Origin of the sequence: Mesorhizobium sp. M0768 (assembly GCF_040320195.1) — a bacterium.
Taxonomy (GTDB): Bacteria; Pseudomonadota; Alphaproteobacteria; order Rhizobiales; family Rhizobiaceae; genus Mesorhizobium.
Window position 1 is genome coordinate 113,464 of sequence record NZ_JAMYPD010000001.1, and the last position, 20,354, is coordinate 133,817.

Sequence of the window (20,354 nt, forward strand, 5' to 3'; positions counted from 1 at the left end):
CTTCACACGCCGGCCCACAGGGCTGGCGTCGTCGTGCCAAACTCACTCGACGGAAGTATCGGGCTCCCTACCATCGGCATCGGCAACAGCGCCGCTTTCAGCATTCTCTTCGATCTCTTCATCCGCTTGCGGTTCTGAAATTCGCTCCACCGAAACGACCTTCTCGCCCTCTGCGGTATTGAAGATGGTAACGCCCTTGGTGGCGCGGCTGGCGAAACGAATGCCGTTCACTGGAACACGGATAACGGTGCCGCCATCCGAAACCAGCATGATCTGATCGTCATTGCCGACCGGGAAGGTCGCCACCAGGCGGCCGATTTCGGCCGTTTTCGAGACGTCGGTGGCGCGAATACCCTTGCCGCCACGGCCAGTCAGGCGGAAATCGTAGGACGATGAACGCTTGCCGTAGCCATATTCCGTCACCGTCAACACGAACTGCTCGTGCGCCTTGAGGAATTCATAGCGGTCGTCGGAAAGCTCTGCCTCTTCGCCGACCTCTTCATTGGTGAGCTGGATTTCTTCCTCCTCGCCGGCCGCGATGTCAGCAGCGAGCCGGCGTTCGGCCACCACCCGCTTGAGGTAGGCGGCACGCTCCGCCGGCGGCGCATCGACATGCTCGATCACCGCCATCGAGATCACCCGGTCGCCATCGGCCATCGCAATGCCGCGCACGCCGACCGAATTGCGGCTCTGGAAGACGCGTACGTCGCTAACCGGAAAGCGGATGCACTGGCCGGAACTTGCCGTCAAAAGCACGTCGTCATTGTCGGTGCAGGTCTCGACGCCGAGGATCTCGTCGCCTTCCTCGTCCAGCTTCATGGCGATCTTGCCGTTGCGGTTGACCTGGACGAAGTCCGACAGCTTGTTGCGGCGCACGGTACCGCGCGTGGTGGCAAACATGACGTCGAGCTCGCCCCAACTCGTCTCATCCTCCGGCAGCGGCATGATCGTGGTGATGCGCTCGCCCTGTTCGAGCGGCAGCATATTGATCAGCGCTTTGCCGCGCGATTGCGGGTTGCCGATCGGCAGGCGCCAGACCTTTTCCTTGTAGACGATGCCGCGCGAGGAGAAGAACAGCACCGGCGTGTGCGTGTTGGCCACGAACAGCCGGGTGACGAAATCCTCTTCCTTGGTCGACATGCCGGAGCGGCCCTTGCCGCCGCGGCGCTGCGCCCGGTAGAGCGACAGCGGCACGCGCTTGATGTAGCCGGAATGGCTGACCGTGACGACCATGTCCTCGCGCTGGATCAGGTCCTCGTCTTCCATGTCCGCCCCGCCCTCGGCGAGCTCGGTACGGCGCGGCGTGCCGAACTCGTCGCGCACGGCGATGAGCTCGTCCTTGACGATCTGCTGGACGCGGGCGCGCGACGAGAGGATGTCCAGGTAGTCCTTGATCTCGTCGCCGATCGTGTTCAGCTCGTCGGCGATCTCGTCGCGGCCGAGCGCGGTCAGGCGCTGCAGGCGGAGTTCGAGGATGGCGCGCGCCTGCTCCTCGGAGAGATTGTAGGTACCGTCCTCGTTGATGCGATGGCGCGGGTCGTCGATCAGAAGAATCAGCGATTCCACGTCGCCCGAAGGCCAGCGCCGCTCCATCAACTGCTCGCGCGCCGTCTGCGGGTCCGGAGCGCTGCGAATCAGCTTGATGACTTCATCGATGTTGGCAACAGCGATGGCAAGGCCGACCAGCACATGGGCGCGGTCGCGCGCCTTGCGCAGCAGGAACTTCGTGCGCCGGCTGATCACCTCCTCACGGAAGGCGACGAATGCCTTCAGCATGTCGGTCAGAGTCAGCAATTCCGGCTTGCCGCCGTTCAGTGCCACCATGTTGGCGCCGAAGGACGTCTGCAGCGGGGTGAAGCGGTAAAGCTGGTTGAGGATGACATCGGCGACCGCGTCGCGCTTCAGTTCGATGACGACGCGGTAGCCCTGGCGGTCGCTCTCGTCGCGAATGTCGGAAATGCCTTCGATGCGCTTGTCGCGCACCAACTCGGCCATCTTCTCGATCATCGACGCCTTGTTCACCTGATAGGGAACCTCGGTGATGACGATCGATTCACGATCGTTGCCGCGCGCCTCGACGTTGACGCGGCCGCGCATGACGATGGAGCCGCGGCCGGTCGAATAGGCGCTGTAGATGCCGGAGCGGCCAAGCACGATGCCGCCGGTCGGGAAATCCGGTCCCGGAATAATCTCCATCAGCGCCGGAAGGTCGATCGCCGGATTATCGATGAGGGCAATGGCGCCGTTGCAGACCTCGCCCAGATTGTGCGGCGGGATGTTGGTGGCCATGCCGACGGCGATACCGCCGGAGCCATTGACCAACAGGTTCGGAAAGCGCGCCGGCAGGACTTTCGGTTCGCTGCCGGACGCATCGTAAGTGTCCTGGAAATCGACGGTGTCCTTGTCGATGTCTTCCAGCAACTCATGCGCGACCTTGGTCAGCCGCGATTCCGTGTAGCGCATCGCCGCCGGCGGATCGCCGTCGATCGAGCCGAAATTGCCCTGCCCGTCGATCAGCGGCACGCGCAGCGACCAATCCTGCGCCATGCGCACCAAAGCGTCGTAGATAGAGGCGTCGCCATGCGGATGGTATTTACCCATCACGTCGGCGACCGGGCGTGCCGATTTCACATATTTGCGGTTCCAGTGATAGCCGCTCTCATAGGCGGCGTAGAGGATGCGGCGATGCACCGGCTTGAGGCCATCGCGCACGTCCGGCAGCGCGCGGCTGACGATCACGCTCATGGCGTAGTCGAGATAGGAGCGCTGCATCTCCTCGATGATGGATATCGGCTCGATGCCGGTGGGGCCGCCGTCGGCGCCGCGCGGTGTCTTTTGGTCGGTCAAATCGGATCACAATCTAATCAGGAATCACTTGGTGCTTATATAGGAAGCCAGCCTGAAACTCCAACAATCGCGGCAGTTTTCCAGTGTGGTTTTTAGCGGCAAATTCAAAAGGATAAACCAATTGCGACGATATGGCCGTGGCACCATTTTCACGGGCCTCGCCGGCGGGCGCGATAAGTACCCGGCGCCTCGCCCATCAGCCGCCGGAAACGGCGATTGAAGGTTGATAGATCGTTGAATCCCGCCGAAAAGGCAATCGCCGAAATCGTCCGATCCGACGTCCGCAGACGCACGGCTGCCCTGTGCAGCCGCGCTCTCAGCAGGAATTGGTAGGGCGTCATACCGGCAACGTGCCGGAAGGTGCGCAGGAAATGGTAAGGGCTGGTGGCGGTCTCGTCGGCGAGTTCGGCAAGCGAGATCGGCCGGTCGGCATCGACTTCGATGCGCCGCACCGCTTCGGCGACACGCTTCTGGTCACGGCGGCTCGGCGTCCGTCCCCGATCCGTAGCGCTGCAAGCCGCTGTTACCGCGGCACCGGCAATGCGCAGGGCGAGTTCCTCGAACGCGCCGGTGTCGGCCATCTCGCGCGCCGCCTCTGCTTCGGCAAGCAGCGACACCAGCGCCGGCAAGGGCGGCAGGCGCGGCGTGCCGAAATCGAGCGTCTTGGCGCCCGGCACGTCGGCGACGATCCGCTCCATATAGGCCGGTCCGAAATGGAAGGAGAGGCAACGGTCGCCGGCGCCATGCTCGTGCCCGCATTCGTAGCATGTGCCGGGATTGCCGAGCAGGAGCGCGCCTGGCGCCAGCATCGCCGTGCCCTCGCGCGCACGATAGCGGAAGGTGCCGTTGGTTACGGCGGCAACGCAGAAATCCCGATGCTCCTCCTCGAATGGCCTGTCGGCGGCGCTGGCGGTGCAGATGACATCCGACACCTGCCAGCCTCGGCCCGACGCCAGCCTGTGCGCGCTCGTCGTCATCGCCGAAACATAGCAACTTTTCCCAAGCGCAGAACCCCTGTCGGCCTCTATGCTTGCCGGTCTCCTGACAAGATGAGAGCGAAGCCATGTCCAATTCCTTTGCCAAGGTCCTGCACAGCGATGGGCCCGTACCGGCCCTTGCCGAGAAACTGAATCTTTATGGCCGCTTCGTCGGCGCCTGGACGTTCGACGCCACGCGCCATCTCGAGGACGGTCAGGTGCTGACCGGGCGCGGCGAAGTGCATTTCGGCTGGGTGCTCGAAGGCCGCGCGATCCAGGACGTATGGATCCTGCCTGCCCGTGACGCCGGCCCCTCGCCCTCGCTCGGCAAATGGACCTTCTATGGCACGACGTTGCGCGTCTACGATCCCGGCGTTGACGCCTGGCACATCTTCTGGAGCGATCCGCGCAATCAGTACTACAGCCGCCAGCTCGGCCGTGCCGAGGGCGACACCATCATCCAGCAAGGCGCAGACGGCACCGGATCTGCTGTGCGCTGGAGCTTTTCGCGCATCACCGAAAATTCGTTCCGCTGGCTGGGCGAACGCTCACAGGACGACGGCGCTACCTGGCGTCTTGAAGTCGAGTTTCTGGCGCGCCGGGCCGTCAGCCCCTGATCCGCACGGTTTCCACTGGCTCCGCTTTGCTCTACCAATCCCGTTATCCGGCTTTGCCGGCGGGGAGGGTCAGCATGCCGAGCTTCGACAGCCTGTTCAACGCCTTCGTCACCATACTGGTGACGATCGATCCGCCCGGCCTGGCGCCGCTCTTCCTCGCCGTGACCCGCGGCATGAACCGCGAGGAGCGCAACCAGGTCTCCGTGCGCGCCTCGGTCATCGCCTTCCTGGTAATGGCGTTGTTCGCAATCGCCGGCGCGTCGATCCTGTCAGTCTTCGGCATCACTCTGCCGGCCTTCCGCGTCGCCGGCAGCTTTCTGCTGTTTTTCATCGCCTTCGAAATGGTGTTCGAGCGCCGGCAGGACCGCAAGGAGAAGATCGGCGACGTCGCCATCACCAGGGACATGATCCACAACATCGCCGCCTTTCCGCTGGCGATCCCGCTTATTGCCGGTCCCGGCGCGATTTCGGCGACCGTCCTGCTCTCAAGCTCGTTTCAGGGTTTAGGCGCGCAGACAGCGCTTGTCGGCATCATCGCCATCTGCCTCGTCATCACCTACCTGGTGTTCGTGCTGTCAGAGCGCATTGACCGTATCCTCGGCCAAACCGGCCGTTCGATCCTGACAAGGCTGCTCGGCGTCATCCTGGCGGCGCTCGCCGTACAGTTCGTCGCCGACGGCATCAAGGCGCTGATGGCGACGTAGGAACAGCCCTACTTCGCTGTCGTTTCAATGACTTCGAAGTCGTGGGTAATCTCGGCAGTCTTGGCCATCATTGCCGAGGCCGAGCAGTATTTCTCGATCGAAAGCCCGATCGCCCGCTTCACCTTGTCGTGTGATAGCGCCCGGCCCTTGATGACAAAATGCATGTGAATGCGGGTGAACACCCTGGGATCGGCTTCTGCACGGTCGGCATCGAGTTCGACCACGCAATCTTCGACCGCCTCGCGCCCCTTTTCGAGGATATGGACCACGTCATAGGCGGAGCAGCCGCCAGTGCCGATCAGCACCAGTTCCATTGGGCTCGGCCCCGGCGTCTTGCCCTCCGGCCCGAACGCAGTGCCTAGCACCAGCTTGTGCCCATTGGCGGACTCGCCAACGAAAGTGCGCTCCTCGACCCATTTGACCCTTGCCTTCACCTGATACGTCCTTTCACCGCTCAAACGCACAACGTCCCGAAAATCCAAGACAGATTTTCGGGACGCCATTTCGTGACCAAGGTGCCGGCGCTTTTCGCCGCAAGGGCAGTCCGCCCCGAGAAAATCAGAACGGGATTTCGTCGTCCAGCTCGCGCGACGAACCACCGCCGCCGCCCTTGTTGGCGCCACCGCGATTGAAACTTTCGCCCGGGCCGGACTGGCCGAAATCGGAACCGCGGCTCGCACCACCACCGGCATAGTTGCCGACTTGGCCGCCGCCCTCGCCCCGCGCATCGAGCATCTGCAGCTCGCCGCGGAATTTCTGCAACACGATTTCGGTCGTATAGCGGTCATTGCCGGTCTGGTCCTGCCATTTGCGCGTCTGCAGCTGGCCCTCGACATAGACCTTCATGCCCTTCTTCAGATACTGCTCGGCCACCTTGGCGATCTGGTCGTTGAAGATCACGACATTGTGCCACTCGGTCTTTTCCTTGCGCTCTCCGGACGTCTTGTCGCGCCAGCTTTCCGACGTCGCGATGCGGATGTTGACGACCGGGTCACCCGAATTCAGGCGGCGGATTTCAGGGTCCGCCCCGAGGTTGCCCACCAGAATGACCTTGTTGACGCTACCCGCCATGATACTTCTCCGCGCTCATCCGAAACCGAATTTTTGTCGCCGCACCTTACAGGCTATGGACAATCCCTGCCTGCCGTCGCTGCCTTTTCCCACAAGGTTTTTGTTCTCTTTTCGTTCTACAGGAGAGGCCCTGCACTGTCAATAGTTGTCAGTAAGAAGTAGTGTCTTGGCGTCGAATTTCCACAGACCATGGGATCGAGGCGAACGCATGAAGATGGTTGCGCATGACGATCAGCCGCAAGAAGAGTGGCGGACGGGAGTAAAGACCCGCATGCATGTCTCGGCCTGCAACGGCGCAACTCAACTTTGCATATTCGAACAATGGGTCGAACCCGCGGTTGGCGCCCCGACACATTGGCACCCGGTCGAGGAAGTGCTTACCGTCATCGCTGGCAGGGCCGAGATGTGGATCGACGAAGAGCATCTCGTCTTGACTGCCGGACAGTCGCTTGTTGTCGCCGCGCACAGGCAACATGGCTTCCGAAACGTCGGCTTCGAATTGCTTCATATTCATGCTGTGCTCGCGTCACCAGTTTTCGAGGCGACGTTCAACGGATCCCCCGACATGGTGAGACGCTGGCTTCCAGCGAGTTTGTAAAACCTCGTCTGTCTTAAAAAACACCGCCTGTCTTAAAAACACGGCTTGCCAAACCGATAAGTATTGACTTATGCTTTCGGCATGATCGAAGCAGACATTTTTCGGGCACTGGCGGATCCAACGCGTCGCGCCGTCTATGAGCGGCTCGCCGACGGCGAGATGACGGTGTCGGAACTGCGCACTGGCATACCGGTATCGCAGCCGGCGGTATCGCAACATCTCGCAGTGCTGCGCGGCGCCGGCCTCGTGGTCGAGCGCCGGGCCGGTCGCAACGCCTATTACCGCGTCGATCCGAAGGGGCTTGCGCCACTGCTCGGCTGGATCGAACGCTACCGTGCGTTCTGGCCAGAGCGCATCGAAAGGCTCAAGACGGTTTTGAAGGACATGGACCAATGACCAACCGAGGCAAAGAACGCGCCGAAATGGCCGCAGACAAGATCGAGTTCGAGTGCGAGCTGCCCGAACCGCCGGAAAAGGTGTGGCGGGCGCTGACGGTGCCGGACCTGCTCGCGGCCTGGATGATGCCGAACGACATCAAGCCCGAAATCGGCAACCGCTTTGCCTTTAAAGCGCCGAATGCGCCGATCGAGTGCGAAATCCTCGACGCGGATCCCGGACGGCTGCTGCGCTATTCCTGGCGGGAGCGGCCGGCGCCCGGCGATACGCAGGTGCCGCCCGGCGGTCCCCTGGACAGCGCAATGAACGACAGCCCAGTGGACAGCATCGTCACCTTTACGCTCGACCGCACCGTTTCCGGCGGCACGCATCTGCGCATCGTCCATGATGGTTTTGCTCGGGCAGCAGTGCCGGAGATCGCGATGGCAGGCGCCGGTTGCCGGCTTTCCTTTGAAGCGCGCACTCCCAGGCACAAGCAGATCGCCGCAAACACCCCGCGCCTCTTCCTGCGCGCGGCCTGAACGACAACAGTCAACGGAGACAACCGATGAGCGGCCTTGCCAATCTGGTGCCGATGGTGATCGAGCAGTCGAGCCGCGGCGAACGTGCCTTCGACATATTTTCGCGGCTGCTGCGCGAGCGCATCGTCTTCATCAACGGCCCGATCGATGACGGCACCTCAGCGCTGGTCTGCGCCCAGCTTCTGTCGTTGGAATCCGACAATCCCGACAAGGAGGTCTCGCTCTACATCAACTCGCCGGGCGGCGTGGTGACCAGCGGTTTCGCCATCTACGATACGATGCAGTATATCAGCTGCCCGGTCTCCACCGTTTGTATGGGCTTCGCCGCCTCGATGGCCTCGTTCCTTTTGATGGCGGGCACGCCGGGGCGGCGCATCGCGCTACCCAACACCAGCATCGTGCTGCATCAGCCTCTCGGCGGTTTCCAGGGCCAGGCCTCCGATATCCAGCGCCATGCCGAGGGCATCCTTCGCACCAAGCGGCGCATGACCGATCTTTACGCCCGCCATTGCGGCCGCACCTACGAAGAAGTGGAACGCACGCTCGACCGCGACTTTTTCATGACCGCGCAGGAGGCCAAGGATTGGGGCCTCGTCGACCATGTTTTCGACACTCGCAAGCAGGCCGCATGAGGCACCTTCCAACGGAACTGAGCGATATGGGCGCCGGCAACTTTCAGCGCCGTTGGTCTGGCTTCGGCGCTATCGCCGCACTATAGTCCGGTGATGATCGCGAACCGTTTATCCAGCGTGTTATGCCTTGCCGTCGCCACCGTTGCCGGCACGAACATACTGGTGGGTATGGCACTTGCCCAAGATAATTCGACGTCTTCGCAAAAGGGCGCCCTGCCCGGTGTGACCAGCGATTATCGCATCCCCGAGCCAGCGCCGCAGCCTGAGCCTGACGACGTGGCTCCAGGCAACGGCAACGGCACCTTCAAGATTGGCGATACCGACGTTCGGATTTCCGGCAGCATCACCATCGATGTCGCTACCGGCGGGATCAGGCCCTCCAGCCGCTAAGTTCGCCTGGTGTGAACCACAAATATTGGGCTTCAAACGAACAGCCCCGCCATTGCTTTTGCAACTGACGGGGCTTCTTGGATCTGAAATCCAAATTGCCGGGAGTGTACTGCCGGCTTTTTACTTCGGATGCTTCGCGGCGTTCAGCCGACGATCCGACTAGCAGTCTCTGATTGTTGTGGGGATCGGCAGGTCAACGTGGGCAGGTAGCGCTAAACGCCTGACCTGGCTACTTATACCTGCCGCGGCTCCAGCGACACGTGGAGCCTCAAGGAACAATCCGGTGGAGTCATGCCTCTGCTCTCCTTCTATTCGTTGCGACTGTCGTCGAAGCGCTCATCGCATAACCCGCGGCGTCTCGCAGGCTAGCCCTAGGCCGCGAGGCCATCGAAAGACGGCCGGCTTCGTTGACAATTGGAGTCTGCCCCCATGACACGGGGACGTCAACCTTGAATAGCCGGGTTGCCGAAAAATGTGATCGCGAGACGCTTTGGGAAGCCGGCCTCACGGGCAGCTTTTGTCAGGAGCGTGTTCGGCCTTTGTTCTTTCCGCTTGCCCGTTCGCGCGAAAGGCGGTTAAACGCTTTGGTCGAGAGTTGTGGCGTCTCTCGAAAAGGCGGCGAAATTACCTACATAGGGGGTGGTCGGGAAAACCCGCCCATCCCACGAATTCCAGATTCTGAGGCGGCGACCGGCGATGGCCGACCATAAATATCTCTCCATTCGCGGGGCACGCGAACACAATCTGAAGAATGTCGATCTCGACCTGCCGCGTGACAGCCTGATCGTCATGACCGGCCTGTCGGGGTCGGGCAAGTCGTCGCTTGCCTTCGACACCATCTACGCCGAGGGCCAGCGCCGCTATGTCGAGAGCCTTTCGGCCTATGCACGGCAATTCCTCGAAATGATGCAGAAGCCGGACGTCGACCAGATCGACGGCCTGTCGCCAGCCATCTCCATCGAGCAGAAGACCACCTCGAAGAACCCTCGTTCGACGGTCGGCACCGTCACCGAGATCTACGATTATATGCGGCTTTTGTTCGCCCGCGTCGGTGTACCCTATTCGCCGGCCACCGGCCTGCCGATCGAGAGCCAGACGGTCTCGCAGATGGTCGACCGGGTGCTTGCTGTCGAGGAAGGCACCCGGCTGTTCATTCTGGCGCCGATGGTGCGCGGCCGCAAAGGCGAGTACCGCAAGGAACTGCTGGAGCTGCAGAAGAAGGGTTTTCAGCGCGTCAAGGTCGATGGCGTCTTCTATGAGATCGCCGACGTGCCGGCGCTGGACAAGAAGTACAAGCACGACATCGACGTCGTCGTCGACCGCATCGTCGTGCGCGGCGATCTGGCGACGCGGCTCGCCGATTCCATCGAGACCGCGCTGAAGCTGGCCGACGGGCTGGCGGTGGCGGAATTTGCCGACAAGCCGCTCGACGCCAGCCAGACCGGCGAGGATTCGGTCAACAAATCGAAGAACGAGACGCATGAACGCATGCTGTTCTCGGAAAAGTTCGCCTGCCCGGTGTCCGGCTTCACCATTCCCGAGATCGAGCCCAGGCTGTTCTCCTTCAACAATCCGTTCGGCGCCTGCCCGACCTGCGACGGGCTCGGCAGCCAACGCGCCATTGATGCCAGCCTGGTCGTGCCCGACGAGAATGTCTCGCTGCGCGCCGGCGCCGTCAGCCCTTGGGCGAAGTCGAGCTCGCCCTACTATGCGCAGACGCTGGAAGCGCTGGGCGTCGCCTATGGCTTCAAGCTCGGCGACAAGTTCAAGGATTTGAGCGAGGAGGCAAAGCAAGCCGTCCTGCACGGCACCGGCGAGCGCGAAATCACCTTCCATTACGATGACGGCCTGCGCTCCTACAAGACGACGAAAACCTTCGAGGGCGTCATCCCCAACCTTGAGCGCCGCTGGAAGGAAACGGAATCCGCCTGGATGCGCGAGGAGATCGAGCGCTTCATGTCGGCCACGCCCTGCCCGGCCTGCCGCGGCTATCGGCTGAAGCCCGAGGCGCTCGCGGTCAAGATCGCCGGCAAGCACATTGGCGAGGTCACCGAGCTGTCCATCCGCAAGGCCGACCAGTGGTTCACCGATCTGCCCGCTTCGCTCAACGACAAGCAGAACGAGATTGCGGTGCGCGTGCTCAAGGAAATCCGGGAGCGGCTGCGCTTCCTCAACGATGTCGGTCTCGACTATTTGACGCTGTCGCGCAACTCCGGCACGTTGTCGGGCGGTGAGAGCCAGCGCATCCGTCTTGCCTCGCAGATCGGCTCCGGCCTGACCGGCGTACTTTACGTGCTGGACGAGCCGTCGATCGGTCTGCACCAGCGCGACAACGCCCGCCTGCTCGACACGCTGAAGCATCTGCGCGACATCGGCAACACGGTCATCGTCGTCGAGCATGACGAGGACGCCATCCTGCATGCCGACTACGTCGTCGATATCGGCCCGGCGGCCGGCATCCATGGCGGCCACATCATCGCCCAGGGCACGCCGCAGCAGATCATGGCGACGCCCGCTTCGATCACCGGCAAATACCTGTCGGGCGAGCTCGAAGTGGCGACGCCGGCACGGCGCCGCGAGGCCAAGAAGAACCGCCGGCTGAAGGTCGTCGGCGCGCGCGGCAACAACCTGAAGAACGTCACCGCCGAAATCCCGCTCGGCACGTTTACCGCCGTCACCGGCGTATCCGGCGGCGGCAAGTCGACCTTCCTGATCGAGACCCTGTTCAAGGCGGCGTCGCGCCGCATCATGGGCTCGCGCGAGCATCCGGCCGAGCACGACCGCATCGAGGGGTTGGAATTCCTCGACAAGGTCATCGACATCGACCAGTCGCCGATCGGGCGCACCCCGCGCTCCAACCCCGCCACCTATACCGGCGCCTTCACGCCGATCCGCGACTGGTTCGCCGGCCTGCCGGAGGCCAAGGCGCGCGGCTACCAGCCGGGCCGCTTCTCGTTCAACGTCAAGGGCGGCCGCTGCGAAGCCTGCCAGGGCGATGGCGTCATCAAGATCGAGATGCACTTCCTGCCCGATGTCTACGTCACCTGCGACGTTTGCCACGGCAAGCGTTACAATCGCGAGACGCTCGACGTCCTGTTCAAGGGCAAATCGATCGCCGACGTTCTCGACATGACGGTCGAAGAAGGCGTCGATTTCTTCGCCGCCGTGCCCGGCGTGCGCGACAAGCTGGAGACGCTGAAACGGGTCGGCCTCGGCTACATCCATGTTGGCCAGCAGGCAACGACTTTGTCGGGCGGCGAGGCGCAGCGCATCAAGCTCGCCAAGGAACTATCACGCAAGGCGACCGGCAAGACGCTCTACATCCTCGACGAGCCAACCACCGGCCTGCATTTCCACGACGTAGCCAAGCTGCTCGAAGTGCTGCACGAGCTGGTCGACCAGGGCAACACGGTCGTCGTCATCGAGCACAATCTCGAGGTGATCAAGACGGCTGACTGGGTACTCGATCTTGGCCCCGAAGGTGGTGACGGCGGCGGTGAGCTGGTGGCGTCCGGCACGCCGGAGGACATCGTCCGCGAAAAACGCAGCTATACCGGCCAGTTCTTGAGGGAATTGCTGGAGCGGCGCCCCGGAGGCAAGCGCGAAGCGGCGGAGTGATGGCAAAGAACGGTCTCATCACGGTCCAAAGCCGCTTCGGCGTGGCCGAGACGATCGATCGCCTGGTCGGGACTGTGGAAGGTGCAGGATTGCTGGTCTTCGCCCGCATTGACCACGCCGCCGGTGCGCGCAGTGTCGAAGCTTCCCTGCGTCCGACCCAGCTTCTGATTTTTGGCAACCCGAAAGGCGGGACGCCGCTGATGCAGGACCGGCAGCTTGCCGGCATCGATCTGCCGGTCAAGGCACTGGCTTGGGAGGACGAGCAAGGCAAGGTCTGGCTCTCCTACAATGACGCGCACTGGCTCGCTGAGCGCCACGGCTTGGGCGACGCCAGTCGCAATGCCGTCGCCGCGATAGCGGCCGGCATGGACAAGGTGATTGCGGCCGCTGCCGGCGCGGGCCAGTTTTGATCATGAGAGCCGCTCGGGCCGATGATCTCCCCACGGTGATCTCGCTTACCACCGACGCCTACGCGCCCTACACTGCCCTGTTCGGAGCGCCGCCGATCCCCGTCACCGAGGACTATGCGCCGCGCATAGAACGCGGCGAGGTCTGGCTTTCGGAGCAGGACGGACAGCCGGCCGGCTTGATCGTTCTCGAACGACATGCGGACCATACAATGATCTTCAGCGTCGCCGTTGCGCCCGCCTTTCAGGGCAAGGGTTTCGGCATCGGGCTGCTCGACTGGGCCGAGCAACAGACGCGCTTGTGGAGCTTGCCGGAAATCCGACTCTACACCAATGCCAGAATGGAACGGAACGTTTCGTTGTATAAGGCCTACGGCTTTCGCGAAACGGATCGCCGGCCCAATCCATATCGGCCAGGATGGACGGTCGTCGACATGGCGAAAGCCGTCGAGACGACCGCCATCGCGTGATCCTTTTCTGCAAACCGGGAGGACGACCATGACTCAATCAGGAACAATCCGCGCCGGTATGGGCGGCTGGACCTTCGAGCCGTGGGACACGTCCTTCTACCCTGACAAATTGTCAAAGGCCAAGCAACTGCATTATGCCAGCCGGCAGGTGCCCACTATCGAGGTCAACGGCACCTATTATTCGAGCTTCAAGGAGCCGACCTTCGTCAAATGGGCCAACGAGGCGCCGGATGGTTTCGTCTATTCGCTGAAGGGCAACCGCTTCGTCACCAACCGCCGCGTGCTCGGCGAGGCCGGGGAATCGATCATGCGCTTCCTCGGGTCGGGCGTCGCGGCACTTGGCGACAAGCTCGGGCCGATCCTGTGGCAGTTCGCGCCGACCAAGAAATTCGACCCGGACGATTTCGAGGCCTTCCTCAAGCTGTTGCCGGAAAAGCAGGACGGCGTTGCGCTTCGCCACGCGGTCGAGGTGCGCAACGACAGCTTCATCGTGCCGGAGTTCGCCGCCTTGGCGCGAAAGCACAAGGCCGCCATCGTCTATGCCGACCACGCCAAATATCCGGGGATTGCCGACGTTACCGGCGATTTCATCTATGCGCGGCTGCAGACCGGCAGCGACGACAATCCCGATTGCTACACGCCAAAGGCGCTCGACGAATGGGCGGCGCGCGCAAAAACCTGGGCGGAAGGCAAGGTGCCGGCCGACCTGTCGCGCGCCGATCCTTCAACCGACGCGCCGGTCAAGCCACGCGACGTGTTCGTCTACTTCATCACAGAGGGCAAGGTCCGCGCTCCATTCGGCGCCATCGCGCTGATGAAGCGGGTCGCAGGCTGACGCCCCGCTGTCGGTGGTCCGCCTGGCTTGGTCCTAAACTACCGGCTATGCGGCGCGTTCGTCCGGACGCCGATCAACCCTGACGATCTCGTTAAAGGCATCGAGATCGACATAGAAGACCTTGGTGATCTCCGCGATGAGTTCGTCGTGGTCATACCCCTGCGATTTCAGAATGTTGATGGCTGTCAGGATATCGACGCGCTCCGTGAGCCGTCGTTTCTGGTAGTCCTCGACATAGCGCTCCATCGTCTGGCCCTGGCTCCCAAGCACCCGAAATGTTGGACGACAACAGATCGCTGGAAGGGAACGGCTTGCGCGCAAGCGTGCCGGCGCGGCCCGCGCCTTCCCCTGATCTGCCAAATTGGAACTGCTACGGAAAGCGGCCGACTCACCAAGGCCAAGCAAAATCTAGCACGCAATCTTCGGCGCGCCAGAGTTGCAAAGTAATGGAATCAATAAGAATTCAGACAGTCAGGAATTTGCGGACGTCCGCCCGGTCGAGATCCTCGGCGGGGCCGGTATGGACGATCTGACCGCGGTCCATGATGTTGACCTCGTCGGCCAATTCCCGGCAGAAGTCGAGATATTGTTCGACCAGAAGCACGGCGATGCCGGCCTGGTCGCGCAGATAGCGGATGGCGCGGCCGATGTCCTTGATGATCGACGGCTGGATGCCTTCGGTCGGCTCGTCGAGCACCAGCAGCTTCGGCCGCATCACCAGCGCCCTGCCGATGGCAAGCTGCTGCTGCTGGCCGCCGGAAAGATCGCCGCCGCGGCGCGCGAGCATCTGCTTCAGCACCGGAAACAATTCGAAGACGTGACCGGGAATGTTGCGATCGGCGCGCTTCAACGGCGCAAAACCCGATTCGAGGTTTTCCCGCACCGTAAGCAGCGGAAATATCTCCCTGCCCTGCGGCACGAATGCGATGCCCGACCGGGCGCGATCATACGCCGCGCTCCGGTCGAGCGCCTTCCCCTCGAAGGCAACGCTTCCGCTCGTCAGCCGGTGATGGCCGACGATCGATCTCATCAAACTGGTCTTGCCGACGCCGTTGCGGCCGAGCACGCAGGTGATCTTGCCGGCGCCGGCCTTCAGCGAGACGCCGCGCAGCGCCTGGGCAGCGCCGTAATGCAGCGTGGCATTGGAGACTTCGAGCATGGTCAGCGCTTTCTCCAACGCGTGAAGAACGAAAGGTCGAAATGATGGAACGGAACGCGCCAGACCATGTTCATCTCCCCAGATAGACTTCGACGACGCGCTCGTCGGCCGAAACGAAGTCGAGACTGCCCTCGGAAAGCACCGAGCCTTCGTGCAGGCAGGTGACCTTGACGCCGAGCTCGCGCACGAAATGCATGTCGTGCTCGACGACGATGACAGAATGGTCGCGCGCGATATCCCGGAGCAGCCGCGCGGTTTCCTCGGTCTCGGCGTCGGTCATGCCGGCAACCGGTTCGTCGACCAGCAGCAGCTTCGGATCCTGCGCCAGAAGCATGCCGATCTCGAGCCATTGCTTTTGGCCGTGGCTCAGATTGGCGGCGAGTTCGTCACGCTTGTCGCCAAGCCGGATGATGCCGAGGATGTCGTCGATCTGCCGCACGTCCGCGGCCGAGCGACGATGGAACAGTGCCGGGAAGATCGAGCGCGGGCCTTTCAGCGCCAGCATCAGATTGTCCTCGATCGTGTGGCTTTCGAAGACGGTCGGCTTCTGGAATTTACGGCCGATGCCCATCATGGCGATTTCGGCCTCGTCGTGTTTGGTCAGGTCGACCTCACCGTTGAAGAAAACTTCACCCGCGTCGGGCCGCGTCTTGCCGGTGACGATGTCCATCATCGTCGTCTTTCCGGCGCCGTTGGGGCCGATGATCGCCCGCATCTCGCCCTTGTCGAGCACCAGTGAAAGGTTGTTGATGGCGCGAAACCCGTCGAAGGAAACTGACACGCCGTCGAGATAGAGGATGGTGTTGCTCTTCGACATCAGGCCATCACTCCGCCGGCTGCGGTTCGGCGCCGGAGGCCGACCAGTCGCCCGGCCTTCTCGCCGCCGAGCGGTCGGTTTTCGACGGCACCGGCGCATCGGGATCGATGCCGGCTTCCTCGACAACCGAGGCCGCCCGCAGCGCCTTGGCGTTGCCGCGCCAGGAATCCCACATGCCGATGATGCCCTTGGGCAGGAACAGCGTGACGGCGACAAACAGTCCGCCCAGCGCAAACAGCCAGAATTCAGGCAGCACGCCGGTGAACCAGGATTTACCGGCATTGACCAGAAGCGCGCCGATGATCGGCCCGACGATGGTGCCGCGCCCGCCGACGGCCGCCCACACCACCACCTCGATCGAATTGGACGGCTCGAATTCGCCAGGGTTGATGATGCCGACCTGCGGCACGTAAAGCGCACCGGCGATGCCGGCCATCACCGCCGACACGGTGAACGCGAACAGTTTGACGTTCTCCGCCCGCCAGCCGAGGAAGCGCGTACGGCTTTCGGCGTCGCGCACCGCCATTAAAAGCTTGCCATATTTGGAACCGACGATTGCCCAGGTGACGAAGACGGCGAGCGCCAGCATGACGGCGCTGGCCGCGAACAGCGCCGAGCGTGTCATGTCGGCCTGCACGTTGAAGCCTAAAATGTCCTTGAAATCGGTCAGGCCGTTATTGCCGCCGAAACCCATGTCGTTGCGGAAAAAGGCAAGCAGCAGCGCATAGGTCATCGCCTGGGTGATGATCGACAGATAGACGCCGGTGACGCGGCTGCGGAAGGCAAACCAGCCGAAGACGAAGGCGAGCAGGCCGGGCACCGCAAGCACCATGACCGCGGCAAACCAGAAGTGGTCGAAGCCATGCCAGAACCATGGCAATTCCTTGTAGTTAAGGAACACCATGAAATCCGGCAGCAGCGGATTGCCGTACACGCCGCGCGAGCCGATCTGGCGCATCAGATACATGCCCATCGCATAGCCGCCGAGTGCGAAGAAGGCGCCGTGGCCGAGCGAGAGGATGCCGCAATAGCCCCAGACGAGATCGAGCGCCAAGGCGAGCAGTGCATAGCAGAGGTATTTGCCGGTGAGCGCGACGATATAGGACGGCACGTAAAACGCACTTGTCGGCGAGACCGCAAGATTGAGCAGCGGCACGACGATTGCAACCACCAGCAGGATGAAGATGGTGATGGCGACACGGCGGTCGGCGCCGGCGGCAAACAAGCGTCCCGTGATCATGCTTCCACCGACCTGCCCTTTAGCGCGAACAGACCGCGCGGGCGTTTCTGGATGAACAGGATGATCAGCACCAGGACGACAATCTTGCCGAGCACTGCTCCGGCATAAGGCTCGAGGAACTTGTTGACGATGCCGAGCGAGAAAGCGCCGACCAGCGTGCCCCAGAGATTGCCGACACCGCCGAAAACGACGACCATGAAGCTGTCGATGATGTAGCCGCGGCCGAGATTGGGCGAGACGTTGTCGATCTGGCTGAGCGCGACACCGGCGATGCCGGCAATGCCGGAGCCGAGTGCAAACGTTAGCGCATCGACCCAAGGCGTCCTGATGCCCATCGAGGCAGCCATGCGGCGATTGGCGGTGACGGCACGCATCTGCAGCCCCCAGGGCGTGCGTTTCATCACGTAGAGCAGCACCGCGAACACGCCGAGCGCGAATACCAGGATCCAGAGCCGGTTCCAGGTCACGGCAAGCTGGCCGATATTGAACGAGCCGGACATCCATGACGGGTTGCCTACCTCCTGGTTGGTCGGCCCGAAGATGGTGCGTACGGCCTGCTGCAGGATCAGCGACACACCCCATGTCGCCAGCAGGGTTTCCAGCGGCCGACCGTAGAGATAGCGGATCAGCCCGCGCTCGATGACAAGGCCGACGAGCGCCGCCACCAGGAAGGCCAGCGGCAGGGCGATGACCAGCGACCAGTCGAACAGGCCGGGAAAGGAATTGCGAATAACCTCCTGCACGACGAAGGTCGTGTAGGCGCCGAGCATGACCATCTCGCCATGCGCCATGTTGATGACGCCCATGACGCCGAAGGTGATGGCAAGGCCAATCGCCGCCAGCAGCAGCACCGATCCGAGCGATATGCCGTACCAGATGTTCTGGCCGGCATCCCACAGCGCCAGCGTCGAATTGATGTCGGCGATCGCCGCGGTCGCCGCGTCCTTCACCGCACCTTCGGAACTGGCCTCTACCGACGTGAGCAGCGACACCGCATCGCGGTCGCCGCGCGCACCGATGAGCGCGATAGCCGCCAGCTTGTCGGCCTCCGGCCTGTCTGAAACGAGAACCGACGCGGCGCGGGCCTGTTCGAGCAGCGCCTTGACGTTTGCCACGCTCTCATTGGCGATCGCGGTGTCGAGCGACTCGATGTTTGCCGCGTCCGGCGTCTTGAACATTGTGTCGGCGGCGGCAATCCGCACGGCCGGGTCCTTGGAGCCGAGCGTCAGCGTGCCCAACGCATCGCGAATGACGCGGCGCAGCGTGTTGTTGACCTTGATCTTGGTGATGTCGGCCTTGGCAGCTTCGCCCGATCTTTCGCCGGTGAGCGCATCGAGCAGCTCGATACCGTCGCCGCTCTCCTTGCCGACAAAGACCAGTGAATCGGCCTTGCGCACGTAAAGGCTGCCCTCCGCAAGCGCGGCAAGCGGCCGTTCTACGGCCGGATCGCCGGAAGCCGCAAGCTCGCGCACCACGGCTTCTATCGCCGGAAAATTGGCGGCGGTGGCGAATTTGGCGATGACCACGCGCAGATCTGCTTCGCTGGCGTTCGACGGCAGCAGCGTCCCCAGGAGAAGGAGCAGCATCAGGCCAATCGCGCGGATCAGGATCATTGGTTTCTGGTGGCTCTTGAAGATTGAATGTCGCCTCCGGGCAGGCTGGAGGAGGAGCCTGCCCGGAGGCTTGCGGGTCTGGGAGGACAGACCGGGAGGATCAGTTGGTTCCCTTGCCGCCGCATTTGCCGGTGGCAACGTTGAAGTTGCCGCAGGACAGAGGCGCGCGCCAATCGGAGATCAGGTCCTTGGAGTCAGGCAGATAGTCGGACCACTCGTCGCCCATCACCAGGCCGGGCGTCTGCGAGACGGTTTCGAACTGGCCGTCGGCCTGGATTTCGCCGATCAGCACCGGCTTGGTGATGTGATGGTTCGGCATCATCGTCGAATAACCGCCGGTCAGGTTCGGCACCGAGACGCCGACCATGGCGTCGATGACCTTGTCCGGATCGGTGGTGCCGGCCTTCTCGACCGCCTTCACCCACATGTTGAAGCCGATATAATGGGCTTCCATCGGGTCGTTGGTGGTGCGCTTGTCGTTCTTGATGAACTTGTGCCAGTCGGCGATGAACTTCGCGTTCTCGGGCGTGTCGACGCTCTCGAAATAGTTCCAGGCGGCGAGATGGCCGACCAGCGGCGCAGTGTCCAGACCGGCAAGCTCTTCCTCGCCGACCGAGAAGGCCATGACCGGGATGTCCTCGGCCTTGATGCCCTGGTTGCCGAGCTCCTTGTAGAACGGCACGTTGGCGTCGCCATTGACGGTCGAGACCACGGCGGTCTTCTTGCCGGCCGAGCCGAACTTCTTGATCGCCGAAACTTCGGTCTGCCAGTCGGAGAAGCCGAACGGCGTGTAGTTGACCATGATGTCTTCCGCAGCGACGCCCTTGGCCTTCAGATAGGCCTCGAGGATTTTGTTGGTGGTGCGCGGGTAGACGTAGTCGGTGCCTTCGAGAACCCAGCGCTTCACCGAACCGCCGTCCTCGCTCATCAGATAGTCGACCGCGGGAATGGCCTGCTGGTTCGGCGCCGCACCGGTGTAGAACACGTTGCGTTCGCTCTCCTCGCCCTCATACTGGACGGGATAGAAAAGGATGTTGTCGAGTTCGCTGAACACCGGCAGCACCGATTTGCGCGACACCGAGGTCCAGCAGCCGAACACCGCCGCGACCTTGTCCTTGGAGATCAGCTCGCGCGCCTTTTCGGCGAACAGCGGCCAGTTGGAAGCCGGATCGACGACCACCGCCTCGAGCTTCTTGCCGAGCAGGCCACCCTTGGCATTCTGCTCTTCGATGAGCATCAGCATGGCGTCCTTCAGCGTCGTCTCCGAGATCGCCATGGTTCCCGACAGCGAATGGAGGATGCCGACCTTGATGGTGTCGTCGGCCGCCTTGGCGGGAACGCTCATCAGCAAGCCGGCGGTGACCACGCCGGCCGAAAACATTTTTGTTATTGTCGAGAAACTGCCCCTCATACTTTTAAACTCCCAAGCTGGTTAACTGCAT

21 protein-coding genes are annotated in these 20,354 nt (G+C 62.5%); 11 read left to right on the forward strand and 10 right to left on the reverse strand.

Features of this window, described 5'->3' with window-relative positions; translation table 11 throughout:
• Positions 1-42: 42 nt before the first annotated feature.
• A complete protein-coding gene (gyrA, locus tag NKI08_RS00590; protein ID WP_352471697.1) occupies positions 43-2,847 on the reverse strand; it encodes a DNA gyrase subunit A in 2,805 nt (934 codons plus the stop codon).
• Positions 2,848-2,996: 149 nt separating this feature from the next.
• Positions 2,997-3,824 carry a helix-turn-helix transcriptional regulator gene (locus NKI08_RS00595; RefSeq protein WP_352766655.1) on the reverse strand — a complete coding sequence of 276 codons (828 nt, stop codon included), beginning with the start codon at positions 3,822-3,824 and terminating at the stop codon, positions 2,997-2,999.
• 86 nt (positions 3,825-3,910) lie between these two features.
• On the opposite strand from NKI08_RS00595, the gene NKI08_RS00600 reads away from it, so the two are divergent.
• The gene (locus tag NKI08_RS00600) at positions 3,911-4,441 is read left to right on the forward strand and encodes a hypothetical protein (RefSeq protein ID WP_352471699.1); all 531 of its coding nucleotides are present in this window, start codon (positions 3,911-3,913) and stop codon (positions 4,439-4,441) included.
• A gap of 74 nt (positions 4,442-4,515) precedes the next feature.
• A complete protein-coding gene (locus NKI08_RS00605) occupies positions 4,516-5,145 on the forward strand; it encodes a MarC family protein (RefSeq protein ID WP_352766657.1) in 630 nt (209 codons plus the stop codon).
• 8 nt (positions 5,146-5,153) lie between these two features.
• Here NKI08_RS00605 and NKI08_RS00610 read toward each other — a convergent pair whose 3' ends face one another.
• Positions 5,154-5,579, reverse strand: a complete 426-nt coding sequence (locus NKI08_RS00610) for an OsmC family protein (RefSeq protein ID WP_352766659.1) — start codon at positions 5,577-5,579, stop codon at positions 5,154-5,156.
• A gap of 124 nt (positions 5,580-5,703) precedes the next feature.
• Complete coding sequence (locus tag NKI08_RS00615; RefSeq protein WP_352448761.1) at positions 5,704-6,216, reverse strand: single-stranded DNA-binding protein; 513 nt, start codon at positions 6,214-6,216, stop codon at positions 5,704-5,706.
• A 271-nt stretch (positions 6,217-6,487) separates the two neighbouring features.
• Between NKI08_RS00615 and NKI08_RS00620 the strand changes: the two genes are divergently transcribed.
• The 9 genes from NKI08_RS00620 (at position 6,488) to NKI08_RS00660 (ending at position 14,083) form a co-directional block, all read left to right on the forward strand.
• On the forward strand, positions 6,488-6,814 hold the full coding sequence (locus NKI08_RS00620) for a cupin domain-containing protein (protein WP_352766960.1): 327 nt from the start codon (positions 6,488-6,490) through the stop codon (positions 6,812-6,814).
• An 81-nt stretch (positions 6,815-6,895) separates the two neighbouring features.
• Positions 6,896-7,210 (forward strand): ArsR/SmtB family transcription factor, encoded by a 315-nt coding sequence (locus tag NKI08_RS00625; RefSeq protein WP_352448759.1) that lies wholly within the window; start codon positions 6,896-6,898, stop codon positions 7,208-7,210.
• Positions 7,207-7,731, forward strand: coding sequence for an SRPBCC family protein (locus NKI08_RS00630; protein WP_352613767.1), 525 nt, complete (start codon positions 7,207-7,209; stop codon positions 7,729-7,731). The genes NKI08_RS00625 and NKI08_RS00630 overlap by 4 nt, the downstream gene beginning before the upstream one ends.
• A gap of 26 nt (positions 7,732-7,757) precedes the next feature.
• The gene (locus tag NKI08_RS00635) at positions 7,758-8,363 is read left to right on the forward strand and encodes an ATP-dependent Clp protease proteolytic subunit (RefSeq protein WP_352455702.1); all 606 of its coding nucleotides are present in this window, start codon (positions 7,758-7,760) and stop codon (positions 8,361-8,363) included.
• 93 nt (positions 8,364-8,456) lie between these two features.
• On the forward strand, positions 8,457-8,753 hold the full coding sequence (locus tag NKI08_RS00640) for a hypothetical protein (RefSeq protein WP_352766962.1): 297 nt from the start codon (positions 8,457-8,459) through the stop codon (positions 8,751-8,753).
• Positions 8,754-9,449: 696 nt separating this feature from the next.
• Complete coding sequence (gene uvrA, locus NKI08_RS00645) at positions 9,450-12,371, forward strand: excinuclease ABC subunit UvrA (protein WP_352766661.1); 2,922 nt, start codon at positions 9,450-9,452, stop codon at positions 12,369-12,371.
• Positions 12,371-12,781: a DUF302 domain-containing protein gene (locus tag NKI08_RS00650; RefSeq protein ID WP_352568738.1), complete on the forward strand. Its 411-nt coding sequence runs from the start codon at positions 12,371-12,373 to the stop codon at positions 12,779-12,781. Before uvrA ends, NKI08_RS00650 begins: the two co-directional genes overlap by 1 nt.
• Positions 12,778-13,248, forward strand: coding sequence for a GNAT family N-acetyltransferase (locus NKI08_RS00655; protein ID WP_352766663.1), 471 nt, complete (start codon positions 12,778-12,780; stop codon positions 13,246-13,248). The genes NKI08_RS00650 and NKI08_RS00655 overlap by 4 nt, the downstream gene beginning before the upstream one ends.
• A gap of 28 nt (positions 13,249-13,276) precedes the next feature.
• Positions 13,277-14,083 (forward strand): DUF72 domain-containing protein, encoded by an 807-nt coding sequence (locus NKI08_RS00660; protein WP_352682901.1) that lies wholly within the window; start codon positions 13,277-13,279, stop codon positions 14,081-14,083.
• Between the two features lie 45 nt (positions 14,084-14,128).
• Here NKI08_RS00660 and NKI08_RS00665 read toward each other — a convergent pair whose 3' ends face one another.
• The 6 genes from NKI08_RS00665 to urtA form a co-directional block, all read right to left on the reverse strand.
• Complete coding sequence (locus tag NKI08_RS00665; protein WP_023674857.1) at positions 14,129-14,329, reverse strand: hypothetical protein; 201 nt, start codon at positions 14,327-14,329, stop codon at positions 14,129-14,131.
• A gap of 217 nt (positions 14,330-14,546) precedes the next feature.
• Positions 14,547-15,242 carry an urea ABC transporter ATP-binding subunit UrtE gene (gene urtE, locus NKI08_RS00670; protein WP_126041867.1) on the reverse strand — a complete coding sequence of 232 codons (696 nt, stop codon included), beginning with the start codon at positions 15,240-15,242 and terminating at the stop codon, positions 14,547-14,549.
• Positions 15,243-15,312: 70 nt separating this feature from the next.
• Positions 15,313-16,059 (reverse strand): urea ABC transporter ATP-binding protein UrtD, encoded by a 747-nt coding sequence (gene urtD / locus NKI08_RS00675; RefSeq protein ID WP_023674855.1) that lies wholly within the window; start codon positions 16,057-16,059, stop codon positions 15,313-15,315.
• A 7-nt stretch (positions 16,060-16,066) separates the two neighbouring features.
• Positions 16,067-17,299 carry an urea ABC transporter permease subunit UrtC gene (gene urtC / locus NKI08_RS00680; protein WP_352766665.1) on the reverse strand — a complete coding sequence of 411 codons (1,233 nt, stop codon included), beginning with the start codon at positions 17,297-17,299 and terminating at the stop codon, positions 16,067-16,069.
• Positions 17,296-18,912 carry an urea ABC transporter permease subunit UrtB gene (urtB, locus tag NKI08_RS00685; protein ID WP_352766667.1) on the reverse strand — a complete coding sequence of 539 codons (1,617 nt, stop codon included), beginning with the start codon at positions 18,910-18,912 and terminating at the stop codon, positions 17,296-17,298. Before urtB ends, urtC begins: the two co-directional genes overlap by 4 nt.
• Before the next feature lie 100 nt (positions 18,913-19,012).
• Positions 19,013-20,323, reverse strand: coding sequence for an urea ABC transporter substrate-binding protein (gene urtA / locus NKI08_RS00690; RefSeq protein WP_352455694.1), 1,311 nt, complete (start codon positions 20,321-20,323; stop codon positions 19,013-19,015).
• Positions 20,324-20,354: the final 31 nt, after the last annotated feature.